Annotated in this window: 9 protein-coding genes; 6 read left to right on the forward strand and 3 right to left on the reverse strand. The window is 43.0% G+C overall.

The window, feature by feature from the left end:
• Positions 1–127 precede the first annotated feature (127 nt).
• Both ACEN9X_RS13950 and ACEN9X_RS13955 read right to left on the reverse strand, forming a co-directional pair.
• Positions 128–1,540: a glycosyl hydrolase family 18 protein gene (locus ACEN9X_RS13950; RefSeq protein WP_413670940.1), complete on the reverse strand. Its 1,413-nt coding sequence runs from the start codon at positions 1,538–1,540 to the stop codon at positions 128–130.
• 367 nt (positions 1,541–1,907) lie between these two features.
• On the reverse strand, positions 1,908–3,089 hold the full coding sequence (locus ACEN9X_RS13955) for an alginate lyase family protein (RefSeq protein ID WP_413670941.1): 1,182 nt from the start codon (positions 3,087–3,089) through the stop codon (positions 1,908–1,910).
• A 286-nt stretch (positions 3,090–3,375) separates the two neighbouring features.
• On the opposite strand from ACEN9X_RS13955, the gene ACEN9X_RS13960 reads away from it, so the two are divergent.
• Positions 3,376–3,906, forward strand: a complete 531-nt coding sequence (locus ACEN9X_RS13960; protein WP_413670942.1) for an OmpA family protein — start codon at positions 3,376–3,378, stop codon at positions 3,904–3,906.
• A 63-nt stretch (positions 3,907–3,969) separates the two neighbouring features.
• Here the strand turns inward: ACEN9X_RS13960 and ACEN9X_RS13965 are convergent, their stop codons facing one another.
• Positions 3,970–4,437 carry a DinB family protein gene (locus ACEN9X_RS13965; protein WP_413670943.1) on the reverse strand — a complete coding sequence of 156 codons (468 nt, stop codon included), beginning with the start codon at positions 4,435–4,437 and terminating at the stop codon, positions 3,970–3,972.
• Between the two features lie 210 nt (positions 4,438–4,647).
• Between ACEN9X_RS13965 and ACEN9X_RS13970 the strand changes: the two genes are divergently transcribed.
• The 5 genes from ACEN9X_RS13970 (at position 4,648) to ACEN9X_RS13990 (ending at position 17,175) form a co-directional block, all read left to right on the forward strand.
• Positions 4,648–6,360: an arylsulfatase gene (locus ACEN9X_RS13970; RefSeq protein WP_413670944.1), complete on the forward strand. Its 1,713-nt coding sequence runs from the start codon at positions 4,648–4,650 to the stop codon at positions 6,358–6,360.
• 46 nt (positions 6,361–6,406) lie between these two features.
• Positions 6,407–8,884, forward strand: a complete 2,478-nt coding sequence (locus ACEN9X_RS13975) for a glutaminase domain-containing protein (protein WP_413670945.1) — start codon at positions 6,407–6,409, stop codon at positions 8,882–8,884.
• A 340-nt stretch (positions 8,885–9,224) separates the two neighbouring features.
• Positions 9,225–12,341 (forward strand): AsmA family protein, encoded by a 3,117-nt coding sequence (locus ACEN9X_RS13980; RefSeq protein WP_413670946.1) that lies wholly within the window; start codon positions 9,225–9,227, stop codon positions 12,339–12,341.
• Between the two features lie 160 nt (positions 12,342–12,501).
• A complete protein-coding gene (locus ACEN9X_RS13985; RefSeq protein WP_413670947.1) occupies positions 12,502–14,145 on the forward strand; it encodes a tetratricopeptide repeat protein in 1,644 nt (547 codons plus the stop codon).
• Between the two features lie 258 nt (positions 14,146–14,403).
• Positions 14,404–17,175: a TonB-dependent receptor domain-containing protein gene (locus ACEN9X_RS13990; protein WP_413670948.1), complete on the forward strand. Its 2,772-nt coding sequence runs from the start codon at positions 14,404–14,406 to the stop codon at positions 17,173–17,175.
• The last annotated feature ends 19 nt before the right edge of the window (positions 17,176–17,194 follow it).

The following is a 17,194-nucleotide window of genomic DNA, read 5'->3' on the forward strand; positions in this document are numbered from 1 at the left end:
AGGGATAGAGCGATAGCAGGGAGGGGTTATACGCTTTGCCTATAACAGCATGTCATCGAACCCCCTCCCTGCACCCTCCCAAGGGAGGGAACCGCTCGTCCCCCCTGCTTTAATAATATTTTTTTTTCTACTGATTCAACCCAAAAGCTTCCCAACCTGATGCTGTGGCCCGGTTACAAGTCATGGCCTGGGTGCCGTTTTCGCTGGAGATGAATTTTCCGTTGTTGCCGCGCAGGGTGATCTTGCCGTCGGTGGTAACTATCCAGTCAAATTTTTCCCAGTCACTTGGGGTTGTGCGGTTACAGGTGATGGCTTGCGTGCCGTTTTCTGATGATACATATTTGCCCATGCTGCGCAGATAAATTTTGCCATTGCCTGCATCAAGTACGGTGAAGTGCTCCCAATCACCGGCGGTTGTGCGGTTACAGTTCATGGCCTGGGTACCGTTCTCGCCGCTTACGTATTTGCCGTTAAAGCCTTTAAGTGATATAACAGTGCCTATTGGCGGTGTATTTGGTGGTGTGGTAGTGCCGCCTGTGATAACCGAGTTAATGGCCGAAAGCAGGGAGTTAGCCCCTGTTGCATCGCCGCCCATGTCCCAGATCATCATACCGCCGGCCTGGTTAAGCGCCAGCGTGGTTTTGCTTTTAATGGTTGGGATACCGTTATACCCAAAAGTTTGGAAAGTATCTGAATTAGGACTGCCGCCAATAGCCAACACGTCAACATAGTTCATGGTCGAATAATCGTACCGGTTATCCCTGGCATAGAATGGAACACCCAGTATGGTTTTGGCAACAGGTAAACCGCGTCCGGCCCAGTAGCTTAAACAATCAACTGCCGACTGATAAGTTGAATGCTGGAAGTTGTTATCATCATAATCCATGATGTTGATCCAATCCAGAATGGAGAACATATTATTGGTAACATAGGTTGCTCCGACCGAAATGGAAGCAATGGTACAAACCCTGCCACTATTGTGCATAGCTGTTGATAACTCCTGCAGCAGTAAATAAAAATTATTGGTTTCGGTACCTGCCGATGGGAACTCCCAGTCGATATCTACCCCATCAACATTGTACTGGTTACAAAAATTAACCATGTTATTAACAAAAGCAGTACGGTAGCCCGAATTAGCTACAATAGGGTGGAAGGCATCGCCACCACCACCGCCGCCAACAGATATAATTACTTTAACATTGTTATTGTGCGCGTTTGATACCAGGGTAGTGAATTTGGAAAGGTTATCAAGCGGGTTCAGCCCTCCGGTATTGGTGGGGGTAAGGAAAGCATAGTTAACATGGGTTAATTTGCTGTACTGTACCGTATTTACGTCGCCCTGCCAGCTGGGGAGATAGCCAACTACTTTAAATGAAGCAACCGGCACTGCGTTGTTAACAGCTACTGTTTTATTGCTGTTGTTGGTGTTAGCGTCGCCACCGGTTTTAAACTGGTTCATGTTATCCTTTTTACAGGATGATAGTGCCGCCATAGCGACCAGGAATAGCCCAAGGAGGTAAGAGTTAGATTTTGATCTCATAAGTTAAGTTTGTTAAGTGGTTTTTGATGTATTATTTGGTTTATAAATAAGCCGGGCAATAAAACACAAACCTGTTAACCAAATTCATGATACTTATGAATATCATATACTAATATCAGGAAAGACGCGTTAATAGGTGTAATAGATGTTTTGGTATGAGTAAAATTATATAAACATCTATTTATAAATACCTAATAATAACCTCAATACGATTTAATCGCAAGCGTAGTAGTGCTTTTGTAGTGCAATTTTAACGGGGGAAATCCACCTTTTTAGCAAAGAAATATTTTTGTGATACGCTTAACTCACAGTTATATATTATTATAGCAGGGGAAAATGAGCTGCTGGGATAAATCGCTTACCCGGTTTAAAGCCAGATAAGCGGGTGCCTGATGGGTAAATTGCGGATAACTTCTTCAACCTGAGGGTTATGGTCAAGTTTTTGCCAGGTAGTAAGCCATGTATTTTCATGATATGCATTAGCGCCAAACAGCAGGAAAGGTTGTGCAACTGGCCAGTTGTTCCAATACATTACATCTGGCTTTAAAGTCCACTTGTTTTTGTCTGCTACAAAGGGGTAAAGGTAGCTTATTCCTTTTTTGATGGATTTGCCATCCGGTGTTTCAAAATTCCATAAGTTATCCTGTGAAGTTGAAAGGATCTGGCAAAGCATGGTCATGGCATCAAGATTGAATATTGAATAGCCATACGGCTTGGTACGTGCAAGCTCTAAAGGGAAGCTACCGTCAGTTCCCATTTGGCGGGGAAGTAATATATTTTTATATCTAAAACGTATGGAATCAAGCACTACATCGTTTTTACATAGTTTGGCAAATGAGGCTACCTGCATGGCCCAGCAGGTGGCATGGTTGTTTTTGACATCTCTTTCCTGTATGCCCGGTTTGCTGGTCATGAGCCATTGGGTATAGTCGGCAAACCATTTTTTAGCACTGGCAACGGTTTCAGCATCCATGGCTTTTTCCATCACAATAATGCCCTGTGCAACTTCCATCAGGTGAATGGTATCGATAATGCCATAATTACGACCGGTAAATTGCCCTTTAACTGCCTGTGCAAACCATAGGCTTGGGTTCATCATGGTTTCAGGATCAATAAACCAGGCTTTGAGGTGGATAACGGCCTGTTTAACATATTTTACATCGCCGGTTAATTTATATGCTGAAGCCAACGCGCCGACGATCTTGCTGAAGCGGATCATTGCTTTGCGGTGTTCCACAAAATTATCCGGGTTGGTCATGCCATCACGGTTTATGTACGGGCCGTCGGGATTTTTTGGATCGGGCCAGAAATAATCGGCTTCCGAAAAAAAGTCGTGCTTACCACCCGCACTTCTGGGTGAAGATGACGCTGTAACGGTAACCGGTTGCTGCTGCATGGCCCAGGCAGCTTCGGTCATGATTTGTTTTTTGAGGATTTGTTCGGCAGCTTTTTCTGCAGGAGATTTATCTGGCTTGGCTTGTTCAGGCGTAAACGCAAATTGCGTGAGGGTTGTAACAGCAATTAAAATTGCAGCAAATAATTTTTTCATGGCGATGGTTTACAAAGGTGCCGGCAAGATAAGAATAGCCAAGGGAATTGGGTTGGTATTTTTAGTGTGTAGGGGATTTGCAGAGGCTTTTTTTAACGACAACGTTGAAGTAAGAGACTCTTAAAAGCGATTCTTCATCAGGATTTGCAGGTCCCAAGGCAAATGGCATAACTATTGATTAAATAATCTACACCCGTATGTAAAAAGCGTTGTTTAACCATAAAATTATGGTTGGGCACTATAAACATTATGCCAACGTTTTTTATGTTTACGCAAATCATTAGATATGAAAACTCTAAAAACACCTTTATTAGCTCTTGCAATAGCTGTTTTAGCTATCACTACCCAGGCCTGCAAAACCAAAAAAGCTGTGGTACAAACACCGCCCCCGGCTCAGCCAGCACAACCTGCAACACCTCCGCCTGCTCCAAAACCAGCACCAACTCCGCCGCCGCCACCTGCTCCGGCTCCGGAAAAACCAGATTATAATTTCACCAATATTCAGTTTGAGTTTAACTCTGCAGTGTTAAAAACTGCATCTTATCAAACTTTAGATCATATTGTTAAGGAATTGAAGTTAGACCCATCGGCTAAGTTTATTTTAAATGGTAATGCTTCTGCCGAAGGTACCGCCGAGCATAACATGTCATTATCTGTTGACAGGGCAAACTCTGTAAAATTGTATTTAGTTAACAGTGGTGTTAACGGCGATAACCTGACTGTAAAAGGTTGGGGCGAAAGCAAACCGATTGCTGATAACTCTACCGAAGAAGGCCGTGTACTTAACCGTCGCGTTGAAGTGAAGTTGGCACAGTAACAAAAAATTTAATAATAAAGTATAAAAGGCAGCTCATCGGGTTGCCTTTTTTGTTGGATAAAATTATTCGGTACCGTTAACTAATTGAAAAATGGTAAACAGGTGATGAGCCTCGTGCAGTACAAGAAACTCAGCCCATTTTAAAATGGTAAGCCTGCCATATTTAGGGTGCACTCCAATACGAGACAGTTCTATTTCATTAAGCCCCGATAGCTGGTTGACGATAGTTGTTCTGTCTGTATTAATGATATCAAGTAGTTCGGCCAAAGGCATTAACCTGAATGGTGTAAAATCCGGGTCGAGATCTCCGTTGTACCGATCAAAAACAGGTGTATCTTTATTAAGGATCAGATGTATGCGGGCTATAAATATTTTCTGGTATCGGGCAAGGTGGGCTATATTGTCTAACGCGCTCCATTTACCGGGCGCAGAAAGTTTGGTTAGCTTATCATTGCTGATGTTAGCAACCAATTGTTCGATAGTAAGGTGCTGGGTTTTTAATCGTTCGGAAAGGGAGATGTATAAGCTCATATGCTTGATAGATACAAAGTTCATCACAAAAATGATACGATTTTACCAATAATTGAGCCGTTTTGTGTAAAATGATTGCTTTAATTTGGAACATGCAAAACTGTTCGTTGTGCTGTATGTTGAGGCATAATAGCTCCGGCCATTTTTAACCTTCCTGCTTTGTTGAAAACATAAATTTAACCAGCTCTGGCGCAGGTAAATTGATCGCCTATGAATAAATATAAACTATATGCCGGTTTGTTTTTTACTGGCACAATAGCGCTTGTGTCGGGTGCCTGGCAAACAAAGGCTGTAAAGTCACCCGGGCAGCCATCTAAGCGTCCCAATATTATCGTAATATTAGCCGATGATATGGGTTTTTCTGACCTGGGCTGCTATGGCGGCGAGGTTAATACGCCCAATATCAACTATCTTGCTCAAAACGGCATCAGGTACAGGCAATTCTATAACACATCGCGCTGCTGCCCAACAAGGGCTTCATTACTTACCGGTTTATATAATCAGCAGGCAGGCATAGGCAAAATGACCGACGCTGAAGACGAACCCGGCTACCTTGGCCATATTACTGATAATGCGGTTACTCTGGCTGAAGTGTTGAAATCTGCCGGTTATCATACGGCCATGTCGGGCAAATGGCATGTGTCAAATACCAACGGTCAGCCTAATGCACAGGATCAGTTAGCCTGGTTAAACCACCATAAAGATTTTGGCGATTTTTCGCCTATCAGCCAGTATCCAACCAGCCGTGGGTTCGAGAAATTTTTCGGAACCATTTGGGGTGTGGTTGATTTCTACGATCCGTTTAGTTTGGTTAGCGGTACCACGCCTATTAAAACAGTCCCCAAAAATTACTATCATACAGATGCTATTAACGATACGGCGGTAGCTTATATCAGGGGCTATGCTAAATCGTTAAGGCCATTCTTTTTGTACGTTGCCGAAAACGCACCGCACTGGCCGTTAATGGCAAAGCCAGAGGATATTGCCAAATATAAAGACGCCTACAAAGGTGGCTGGCAGGCAATCCGCGAAGCGAGGTACAAAAAAATGGTGAAGCTTGGCCTGATCGATCCGACAAAAACTAAACTATCCGACCGATGGAATGGCGACCTCCAATGGGAGAATAACCCTGATAAAGAGTGGGACGCTATGGCGATGGCTGTTCATGCCGCCATGATCGATAGGATGGATCAGGGCATTGGCCGCATCATCAAAACATTGAAGGAAACCGGTCAACTGGATAATACGCTGATTGTTTTCCTGTCGGATAATGGTGCCAGTGCCGAAAACTGCGCTGCGTATGGTCCCGGATTTGACCGCCCGAATGAAACTCGTGATGGCCGTAAAATAGTTTATGCTACAAAAAAAGAAGCATTGCCGGGCCCGGAAACTACTTATTCATCCATAGGGCCCCGCTGGGCAAATGTGGCTAATACCCCGTATGAGTATTGGAAAGCCGAATCATACGAGGGCGGCATCCACACCCCAATGATTGCCTTTTGGCCAAAGGGAATTACTGTCAACAAAGGAGGTTTTAATGACCATGTGGGCCATGTGATGGATTTCATGAGCACTTTTGTTGAGTTGGCCGGGGCTCAATACCCTAAAACTTATAGAGGGCATAACATCCCGCCAACTACAGGGATTAGTCTTGTACCAAGCTTTAAAGGCAAACAAACTCGCGGTCATGAGGATTTGTTTAACGAACATTTCGGCGCGAGATACGCCCGTTCAGGAAACTGGAAGCTGGTATCGCTAAGTAATGATACAACCTGGCATTTGTATGATCTGTCGCAGGATAAAACTGAAACTACCGATCTGAAATCAAAACATCCCGAAAAAGTGCACCAATTGGATAGCCTTTGGCATAACTGGGCAAACACACACCAGGTTTTTCCAAAGCCGGGTAATAAGAGTAAATAGTAAAACCCAACGATAAACATTAAAACCAAAAAGTAAAACGTAGTTTATGAATCGCATTTTCAAAAAAACGTACCTGCTCGTTTCCGGATTAGCAGCATCGTTTGCTGCACAAACAGCGTCGGCTCAGGATAAGATGCCTTCTTATCCATTGATCACGCACAATACTTATTTCTGTGTTTGGTCGAACACTGATAAGTTAAATGAGTCAACCACCAAACACTGGACAGGAAAAGACCAATCATTATTGGGTTTAATTAAGGTTGATGGCAATTATTACCGTTTTATGGGAGCATCAGCCGTTAATTACAAAACCATTTTAGCGGCTACCGACGAAAAATCATACAGCAGCCAGTACCAGGCCGAAACAGCGCCTGCAGAAGGCTGGGAAAAACTAGGTTTTAATGATCAAAGCTGGAAAAGCGGCAACGCTCCATTTGGCGATGAGCGCGCAAGCAAAGGCACCGATTGGAGAGGTAAAGACATTTGGGTTCGTCGTAAATTTAATGTCGCCGAATTACCAAAAGGGCGTTTAATGCTGAAGATCTATCATGATGATGAAGCCGAAGTATACCTGAACGGGCAGCAGATTGCTACCGAAGGTGGCGCTAATGGCGATTTTGAATCCGTTGCTTTGCCGGCCAGCGCAAAATCAAATTTAAAAGTAGGCGAAAACATTTTGGCTATCCATTGCAAAAACACCGGTGGTGGCTCATTTATTGATGCCGGTTTGGCCGAGGAAGTGTTGAGCAAGGATGACGAAGCCGTTAAACTGGCCGAGCAAACGAGCGTTAAAGTTACTGCTACCCAAACAGTATACAACTTTAAAGCCGGTGATGTGAACCTGAAACTTACTTTCACCTCGCCATTGGTTATAAACGATTTGAAATTGCTTACTACCCCTGTATCATACATCACTTATCAATTAAAATCAACTGATGGTAAGGCGCATGACGTTCAGATTTATCAGGGTGTATCAAGTAACCTCGCTGTAAACACCCCGTCGCAGGAAGTTACAGCATCAAAATACAGTCAGAATGAGCTTAAACTGTTAAAAGTAGGTACTGTTGAACAACCTGTATTACAGAAAAAAGGTGATAACCTGCGTATTGACTGGGGCTATGTTTATGTTGCTTCATCAACCGCGGGAGCTAAACAATACATCACTCCCGAAGGTGATGCAGTATCATCATTCCTGGGCGCACAAAAAGGTGAGGCTACAGCTACTGGTAAACAATTAATGTTAAGCACGGTATTGCCATTTGGTAAAGTGACCGCTACTCCGGTATCTAAATTTATTTCTGTTGGATATGACGACATCTATGCTATTCAATATTTTAAAACCAACTTAAGGCCATGGTGGAGAAACACCCCGGGAGCAACTATTGAAGGTGTACTGAGCGATGCTACCAAAACTTACGCTAAAGTAATAGGAACATGCGCAAAAACAGATGCGAAGATCTGGGCCGACGCAGTTAAAGCCGGTGGGGAGAAATATGCTAAGTTATGTGTTATGGCTTATCGCCAAAGCATTGCTGCGCATCAGTTGGTTAAAAGTCCTGAGGGCGAATTGTTATTCTTATCAAAAGAGAATTTCAGCAATGGCTCTATCAATACAGTCGACATTACTTACCCTTCGGCTCCAATGTACCTGCTTTACAACCCTGATTTGCTGAAAGGCATGATGAACGGCATCTTCTATTTCAGCGAAAGCGGTAAATGGAATAAACCTTATTCATCTCACGATTTAGGTACTTACCCATTGGCTAACGGCCAAACTTATGGCGAGGATATGCCAGTAGAAGAAAGCGGTAACATGATCATCCTCAACGCTGCTTTAGCGAAAGTTGAAGGAAACGCCAACTACGCTAAAAAGCATTGGAAAACATTAACCACCTGGACGGAATACCTTGCCAAATCAGGTTTTGATCCGGGTAGTCAGTTGTGTACTGATGATTTCGCCGGTCACTTGGCGCATAACGCCAATCTATCGGTAAAAGCTATTGTAGCTATAGATGCTTACGGCGAATTGGCCGGTATGATGGGTGATGCTGCTACTGCTAAAAAATACAAAGCGATGGCTAAGGACATGGCCAAAAAATGGCAGGAAAAAGCCAACGCCGGCGACCATTACGGTTTGGTGTTTGACAGCAAAGATACCTGGAGCCAAAAATATAATATGGTTTGGGATAAAGTTTTGGGCTTGAATTTGTTCCCTCAAAAAGTGTATGATACTGAAATTAAATATTATTTAGCACACCAAAATGAGTTTGGTTTACCATTGGATAGCCGTAAAACCTATACAAAAAGCGACTGGATCCTGTGGACAGCTGCAATGGCCGACAACAGGGCCGATTTTAGCGCTTTAGTTGCCCCTGTTTATAAATTTGCCACTGAAACTTCATCGCGTGTACCCTTAAGCGATTGGCACGAAACTACCAACGGTAAAATGGTAGGCTTCCAGGCACGTAGCGTAATTGGCGGTTATTACATGAAAATTTTGAGGGATAAGTTGGCGGCGAAGTAAGCGCTGATATTCTTTTAACTTGACAAAGGGCCCGTTTTCGCGGGCCCTTTGTTGTTTTATATTTCTCCTTGTGCTGGTCGAAGTTTAGCGATAGCGCAACTTCGTCCCAAAATGATGGAAGCATCCTGCTTCTGTAACCCGACTGCCCACTTATTTGTAGCGGTTAAGCTGAAAGCTTAACCTGTTTTAGGACGAAGTTACGCTATCGCTAAACTTCGACCAGTACAAGTACCACTTGGCCTCTTCCTTACTTTCCCCTAACATTGCAATCATCATAATTTGATATCTAATAATTAGGTTTTATGATTACTTTCATGCTTCGTTAGCTATAATAATTTCTATGCCGTTCCCTTTGAAAAAAATATTGGTTAAAACGCTTAAAATAAGCGCTATTACCGTTGTTAGTTTATTGCTGCTGATGTTCCTGTTACCTTATCTTTTCCCGGAAACGGTAACTCAAAAAATAAAACAATGGGCGGCAGGCAGCGTAAACAGTAAGCTTTCGTTTTCGAGTACGCGCCTATCTTTCTTTAAAAAGTTCCCATCGTTAACGCTTACACTTAATGATTTTGTGCTGAACGGCAGTGCACCCTTTCAGAATGATACGCTGGTTTCGGCTAAAGAAATTTCACTGGCAATTGATCTTTCGTCGGTGTTTAAGAGCAAGATCAACGTAAACAAGATCTATCTTGACCATGCGCTGATCAACATCCAGGTTGATAGCGCCGGTAAAGCCAATTATAACGTTTACAAGTCATCACCTCCCAAACAGGATAACAAAGCTGATACTGCCAGTGCATCGTTAGGAATTGAACAAATCCTGATAGACAAAAGTCATTTGGTTTATGACGATCGTTCACTGCCGATGCAGATCAATGCGCGGGAACTTAACTATAAAGGCAGCGGCGATTTAAGCAAGGATATCTTTGACCTTTACAGCCACGTGGATGCCGCTTCAGTAGATTTTTATTACGGCAACAAGGCTTACGTGCTGAAGAAAAAAGTAAATGCTGACCTGGTTACCAGTATCAATACCAAATCATTGGCCTTTGCATTTCAAAAAAACGACCTGCTTATTAACAAGCTCCCGGTTAAATTTAAAGGCCGGTTTGAGTTCCTGAAGGATGGTTATGATATGGATTTCAAGATCAGGAGCGATCAGAATGATCTTGGCGATGTTTTTACCGCCATCCCGGATGAATACGCAAAATATGTTGATAACATGGATATCAGCGGTAACGGCATCATCCAGCTTGACCTTAGCGGAAAGTACATCGCCTCAAAAAACATGATGCCTAACTTGAGCATCAGTATGAAAGTGCGCGATGGTTCCATCGTTAACAAAAGTACTCCCGCACCGGTTAAAAACCTGTACCTGAACATGGATGCCAGTCTGCCGGGCCTTAATCCTAATAGCTTAAACGTTAATATTGATTCGGTTTATTTTAATATTGGTAAGGATTATTTTGGTTCGGTATTGAAATTAAAGGGGATCAAATCGCCATATATTTATGCTAAGGTGAACACGGAAATTGACCTGGAGCAATGGTACAAGGTTTTTGGCATTAAGCCATTCCAGGTAAAAGGAAGGTACGGTCTACATTTATTGGCCGAAGGTAAATACACCACCGGAATCAGGAAAACGGGCTTAAGAAAAAAGGTTGATACAGTGATCACCAGTATCCCCCAATTTAAACTTAAGTCGACATTCAGGAACGGGTATTTTAAATATACAAAACTGCCGCAAGCCATCAATAATATCAGTTTTGACCTGGATGCCGCCTGTCCCGATCATAATATTGCCAATGCCACGATGGATGTGCGAAACCTCAATATCAATGCACTTAATAATTACATCAAAGGCTATCTGAAGCTCAGCAACAAAGCCGGTGCCTTGATCGATGCCGGGTTGAATGCTAAATTCCATTTAGACGATATCAAACAGTTTTACCCGGTTGACAGCATTGATTTCCGTGGCGATTTTGATGCTAATCTGCAATCTAAAGGCAGATATATTCCTGCCCGCCGCATTTTTCCGGTTACCAATGCCGAGATCAACCTGAAAAACGGCTACATCCAAACCAAATACTACCCGCACCCTATGCAGAATGTACAGGTAAGCGTGAATATATTTAATAATACAGGTTCATTAAAAGGCCTTAAGGTAAACATCAAGCCGGTGTCGTTTAACTTTGAAGGTCAGCCATTTTTACTGAGGGCTAATCTCCGCAATTTTGATGATCTTGATTATAACGTGGCCTCACGCGGTAGTCTTGACCTGGGTAAAATTTATAAGGTATTTGCCGTTAAAGGATACGATGTAAATGGTTTTGTAAGTACCAACTTCAAACTGAAAGGCAAGCAAAGCGATGCTACCTCGGGGCATTATGATAAACTGGACAACTCAGGCAGTATGAAGGTGAAGAACATCAAACTTACCACCGAGTTGTTCCCTAAGCCATTTTTTATTACCAATGGCGTGTTCAGCTTTAACCAGGACAAAATGAAGTTCGACCAGTTTAAGGCCAACTACGGTAAATCGATAGTGGTGCTTGACGGTGCTTTATCCAACGTGATAGGTTATGCTATGCAACCAAATTCACCGTTAAAAGGTGAGTTTAATTTGAAGAGTGACCTGATCATTGCCGATGATTTTATGGCCTTCGCAGGTGTGCCCGCTTCTGCCAAGCCAACCAAATCATCTGGGGTAATATTGGTGCCTTCCAATCTCGATCTTAATTTTGCTGCCGATGTTAAAAAAGTAAAATATAACGGTTTGGATATCAGCGATGCCAAAGGTGCAATGAATATCACCAATGGGCAGATCGTGCTTAAGCAAGCCGGATTTAGCCTGATAGGGGCTCCCGTTGTTATGGATGCCACTTACGGCAGTATTAATCCGCAGAAAGCATTTTTTGATTATCACATCAATGCCAAAGAGTTTGATATTCAACGAGCTTATCGCGAGATCAAATTGTTCCATGATATGGCTACTTCGGCAGAGCATGTGCAGGGTGTTGTATCGTTGGATTATAAATTGGCCGGCAAGCTTAACAGCGACATGAAGCCTGTTTATCCGTCATTAAAAGGCGGTGGCGTACTCTCCGTAAAACAGGTTAAGGTATATGGATTGAAGCTACTGAGTGCTGTAGGAAAACAAACCGGGCACGACAGTGTTGGCCACGGCGATGTGAAAAAAGTAGATATCAAATCAACCATTGCCAACAACATCATGACCATCGAGCGCACTAAAATGCGCATTGCCGGTTTCAGGCCAAGGTTTGAAGGCCAGGTAGGTTTAGATGGTAAACTAAACCTGAAATTCAGACTGGGACTGCCGCCTTTCGGCATTTTTGGTATCCCGATGACCATTACAGGTACCCAGGATAAACCTATTATCCATTTGGGTAAGGGTAAAAAGGAAGATGAGCTAAAAGAAACGCAGGACGATGAATAGAAGCGGGTTGAGCGGCCTGATTAGTGTAATATAGTTAACATGCTGCGGTTTGTTAACATTAAAGTAACATTGAAGTGCTTCTTTTGTATGCTCTTTTGACGCTTTAGTGGTTAAAGAGTGGCTTCTTTCGCTTAAAGATCACCCCGCTCAATTTTCAGATATGATTAAACGCTACGCCAGGCTTATTCAAATAACGCTGTATCTGTTTTTATTAATAACTGGTACAACGGTTTTGGCTCAGTCAAACAAAACTGACCGGTTTCAGGAACTGCAATTACAGGCCCAGCAGCATCCCGATTCAGTGCTCCTCGTTCTTAAAAAGATCCATGCCGATGCAATTCAGGATAATGATAACCTTACTGCGGGCTTGAGTCTGCAGCAAATGGGGCAGATCTGTTTTAACCAGGGGCATTATGCCCAGGCCCTTGATTTTTATTTACATGCTGATAAGGTATTCGGGCAGATAGGTAACAAAGATTTGATGGCCGAAAACTGGGGCAAGATGGGGATCCTGTATTATTACAACCGGCAGTCGGACAAATCATTTCAATTATACAACAAGGCACTCAATCTTTACAAGACCACCAATAATAAAAAAGGACAAGCTGAAATTTTCGGTGCAATAGGGCATCTCTATGAGAAACATCATAAGTACGATAGCTCTTTTTACTACCAGCGCCTGGCACTGAACAGCTATCAGCGCATAGGTGATGATTATGGACAGGCAAAAATTTACGAGAACCTGGGCAGTATCCATGAAGACCTGGCCAATTACGATTCATCATATTCCTGTTTTAAAAAGTCATTAGAAATCTATAATAAGTACAATAACGAGGTTGCCAGCATTGAGGTGATCAATAACATCGGCGATATTTTACGAAAAACCGGCAAATATGAAGCAGGGATCCTGCAATCGCGCAAGGCATATGCATTATCATTAAAAACAGGAAACCTGTACCAGTTAGCTGCCTCCTGCCGTGACCTTGGGAAATCATATCAGCTGCTTAACCGTATGGATAGCGCTTATCATTACCTTGAACTGAGCCGTAAGTATTCGCTTGATGTATACTCAAGAGAAAGTTTAAAGCAGACCTCGTTTTTGCAGGTGCTGTATGACATGGATAAAAAGAGTGATGAAATTGTTCGCCTTAACAATATCCGCAAAACCAACCAGATAATTACCATTGCAGGTATTTTGATATTTATGCTACTTGTTGTACTTGGGTTTGTGACGTTCAGCAGGCAGCGCCTTAAAATGCGCGACCAGCGCGCCCTGGCCGAACAAAACCGGTCCATATTTGAAGCCCAGCGCGATTTAATGGAGCTGGAACTTAAGAATAAACAGCTACAGGAAGAAAGCCTTAAGCAGCAACTGGAACTTAAAGGGCAAGAACTGTCATCGCACACATTAAACCTCATCAAGAATAACCAGTTGTTGGAGAGCATGCGCAATACGCTGCAGGATATGGTGAAAGAGGATAAGCGCGATCAGAAACGTCAGATGCAGCAAATCATTCAGCAAATAAACCAAAGCTTTAACCATGAGCAACATTGGAAAGAATTTACTGTTGCTTTTGAACAGGTTCACCAAAGCTTTTTTGAGAAGCTGAAGCAGCAGAGCAATGATCTTACCTCAACAGATCTACGTTTGATTGCCCTGCTGAAAGTTAACATGGATTCAAAGGATATTGCCGGTTTATTGGGTATCTCTATTGATAGTTTACGCGTTGCCCGCTACCGTTTACGCAAGAAACTCAATATTGATCAGGGTGAAAACCTGACCACTTTTATACAGGCTCTGTAGTTTAATTGCCGCTGATTTCTTTGTCTTTTTGCGGCTTAACATTAGCTTAATGTAACGGTAACTGAATGATAATGGAGGTTTGCGTTTTTGTTATTTATTTGAAAATCAATTGATTGAAATTTTATGCTGCTGTTGCGTATACGCCTCATGTAACGCTGTTTCCTTTTTGTAACGGCATGTTTTAGCAAATGTATTGTTGGTTTAAACACTTTTGCGCCGTCAAAAAGCAAATCACAATTGCATTAATCGTTTCGCAAAATGAAAAAATACTTACAATCATTATTATTCATGCTGTTATGCGTTACCGCCGCTAACGCAACCAAGCTAAAAGGGCATGTTTATGACCGTAAAACCGGCGAGCCTATGGTGGGGGCCACCGTAAGCCTCGACCGAACGAAGATTGCTACGACCACCGGTTTGGATGGCTCCTTTGAGTTAAAGGATGTGCCAAAGGGTTCATATACCGTTAGGGTATCTTACATTTTGTACACTACGGCAACGCAACAGGTTGAAATAGCCAAAGATGATAACCCGCATCTGAAAATATACCTGGAAGAAGCCAATAAACAATTACAGGAGATCAGCGTAGTGTCGCAAAAAAACGGCTCGACCGAAAGGACAGCCCGCCGTATTGAACAGCAGGCCACACAGGTAATGAACATTGTTTCGGGCAGAGCTATCGAAGTTTCTCCCGATTTAACGGTGGCTAACGTGATTTCCCGCGTATCCGGTGTATCGGTTGAACGTAATACCAATGGCGATGGCCAGTATGCCATTTTACGTGGTATGGATAAACGCTATAACTATACTCTGGTAAATGGCATTAAAATACCGAGCCCGGATAATAAATACCGTTACGTGCCACTTGATATTTTTCCTTCAGATCTGCTATCAAGGCTGGAAGTTTATAAAACGCTTACCCCAAACCTGGAAGGCGATGCCGTTGGTGGTGTTGTTAACATGGTGATGAAGGATGCCCCGGAGCGCTTTGAAATTAACGCAAATATCGCGGGTGGCTACAGCCAGTTGCTTCTTGATCGTAAGTTTATGAGCTACGATTATTCAGGCATCAACCACAAATCGCCTTATGAAATAAACGGCAAAACATACCAGGCAACCCAGGCCGATTTTGGTACCGGCACTTTAAACTATTCGCTTAAGCACCCTGCACCAAACCTTGTTGGTAGCTTATCATTAGGTCAGCGCTTTTTTAACAATAAATTGGGCGTGTTGGTAGCTGGTAGCTATCAGAATACTTATCGCGGTAGCAACAGTGTGTTTTACAACACCAAAGTAGTTCCAACTGCCGAGTACGCCGCTGTTACCAGCCGGGCCGACAGGCAATACTCAGAACAACAAAAGCGTTATGGCTTATTTTCAAAAGTTGATTACGTGATAAACAGCCGCAGTAAACTGAGCTTGTTTAACACTTATGTTAACTTAACCAATATCCAGGTCCGTGATGAAAAATCTACCAGCTTTTCAACCGATTATGATCCGGATAAAGGAAATGCGCAGTTAGGATATTCAACCCGCAGCCGTTTTACCGAGCAACAAATTTACAGCGGAACGTTGCGTGGTGATCACAAATTATTTAACGATAAACTTAAGGTGCAATGGTCGGCAGTTTATTCTTCGGCCGAAAACGAAGTGCCAAATAATACCACCATTAGTCTGAATGGTGTGCGCGAAAACTTTGTAGACAGGCCTACCTATTTAACCAACGGTACCTCGCTTACCCACCGTTGGGAGCGCAATACCGACGAGGATAAAGCAGGTTATTTAGACCTTACCTATACCGCGCCAATTGGAGGTGTTAATGTAGATTTCTCTGCCGGTGGTTTATATCGTGATAAAGAACGCAGCAGCTTCTATAACAACTACAATCTTACTGCTGCCAATCCAAGTGCATTGTACGGAACAGATTTTACAAACTATACCCAGCTGAATTTTAACGTAACCAACCCGGCCGGCGCGGTAAATAATTCCTTAACCAACGATGCATCTGAAAAAATCGGTGCTGGTTATGGTATGTTTAAATTCACCACAAAAACTATCCAGGTAGTTGGTGGTGCACGTGTAGAACATACAGACCAGGGTTACAGGATGCTTTTCCCGCAGGGCGAGTCAAGGCCAACAGGCAATCAGAAATATACCGATGTATTACCGAGCTTAACGCTGAAATACTTCCTGACTGATAAGCAGCAGTTTCATGCTTCTTACTTTAAATCAGTTAACCGTCCCGGCTTTTATGAGCTTATCCCGGGCGGAAGAATTGGTGATGAGTACAACGAGCGTGGTAACCCTGATCTTAAACATGCCGTTGCCGATAACTATGACTTAAGGTACGAGTTATTCCCTGATGCAAGCACTCAGTTATTAGCAGGTGCATTTTACAAAAGGATCACCAATCCTATTGAGTACAGCTTCCAGGCGGATGCAACACGCGGCCAGGATACTTATTATGTGCCAGGTAACTTTGGTACAGCTAAAAACTACGGTTTGGAGCTCGATTTCATTAAATTCTTTAACAAGTTTGGTGTAAAGGCAAACTATACCTACACGCACTCGCGCATCACTACGCCTAAAGACACTTATGTAACTGATGCTACTACTGGTGATACCCACAAAATTTCGGTAAATCAAACAAGGCCATTGTATGGTCAGTCAGAGCATATCGCCAACCTTTCATTGTTATATAAAGACACCAAAAAGGGCTGGGATGCGCAAATTGCCGGAGCTTACACAGGGCCACGTATCAACACAGTATCGCAGTTCCTGAACAATGACCTTTGGCAGCGCGGCTTTATCCAGATGGATGCATCTGCCGAAAAACGTTTCAAAAACAACCTGAGCGTATTTATCAAAGCGGGTAACCTGCTTAATACACCGGCTAAATTGTTCCTGAAAGGTACCAACCCGGAGAACGCAACATTGAAAGATGATAACATTGTAGCAAACGGACAAACGCTTATCCGCAGCGACTACTACAAGCAAACTTACCTGATAGGCGTTCGCTATAAACTTTAAATTAATTTATCAACCATAA

This window comes from Mucilaginibacter sp. Mucisp86 (assembly GCF_047324315.1).
Classification (GTDB): Bacteria; Bacteroidota; Bacteroidia; order Sphingobacteriales; family Sphingobacteriaceae; genus Mucilaginibacter.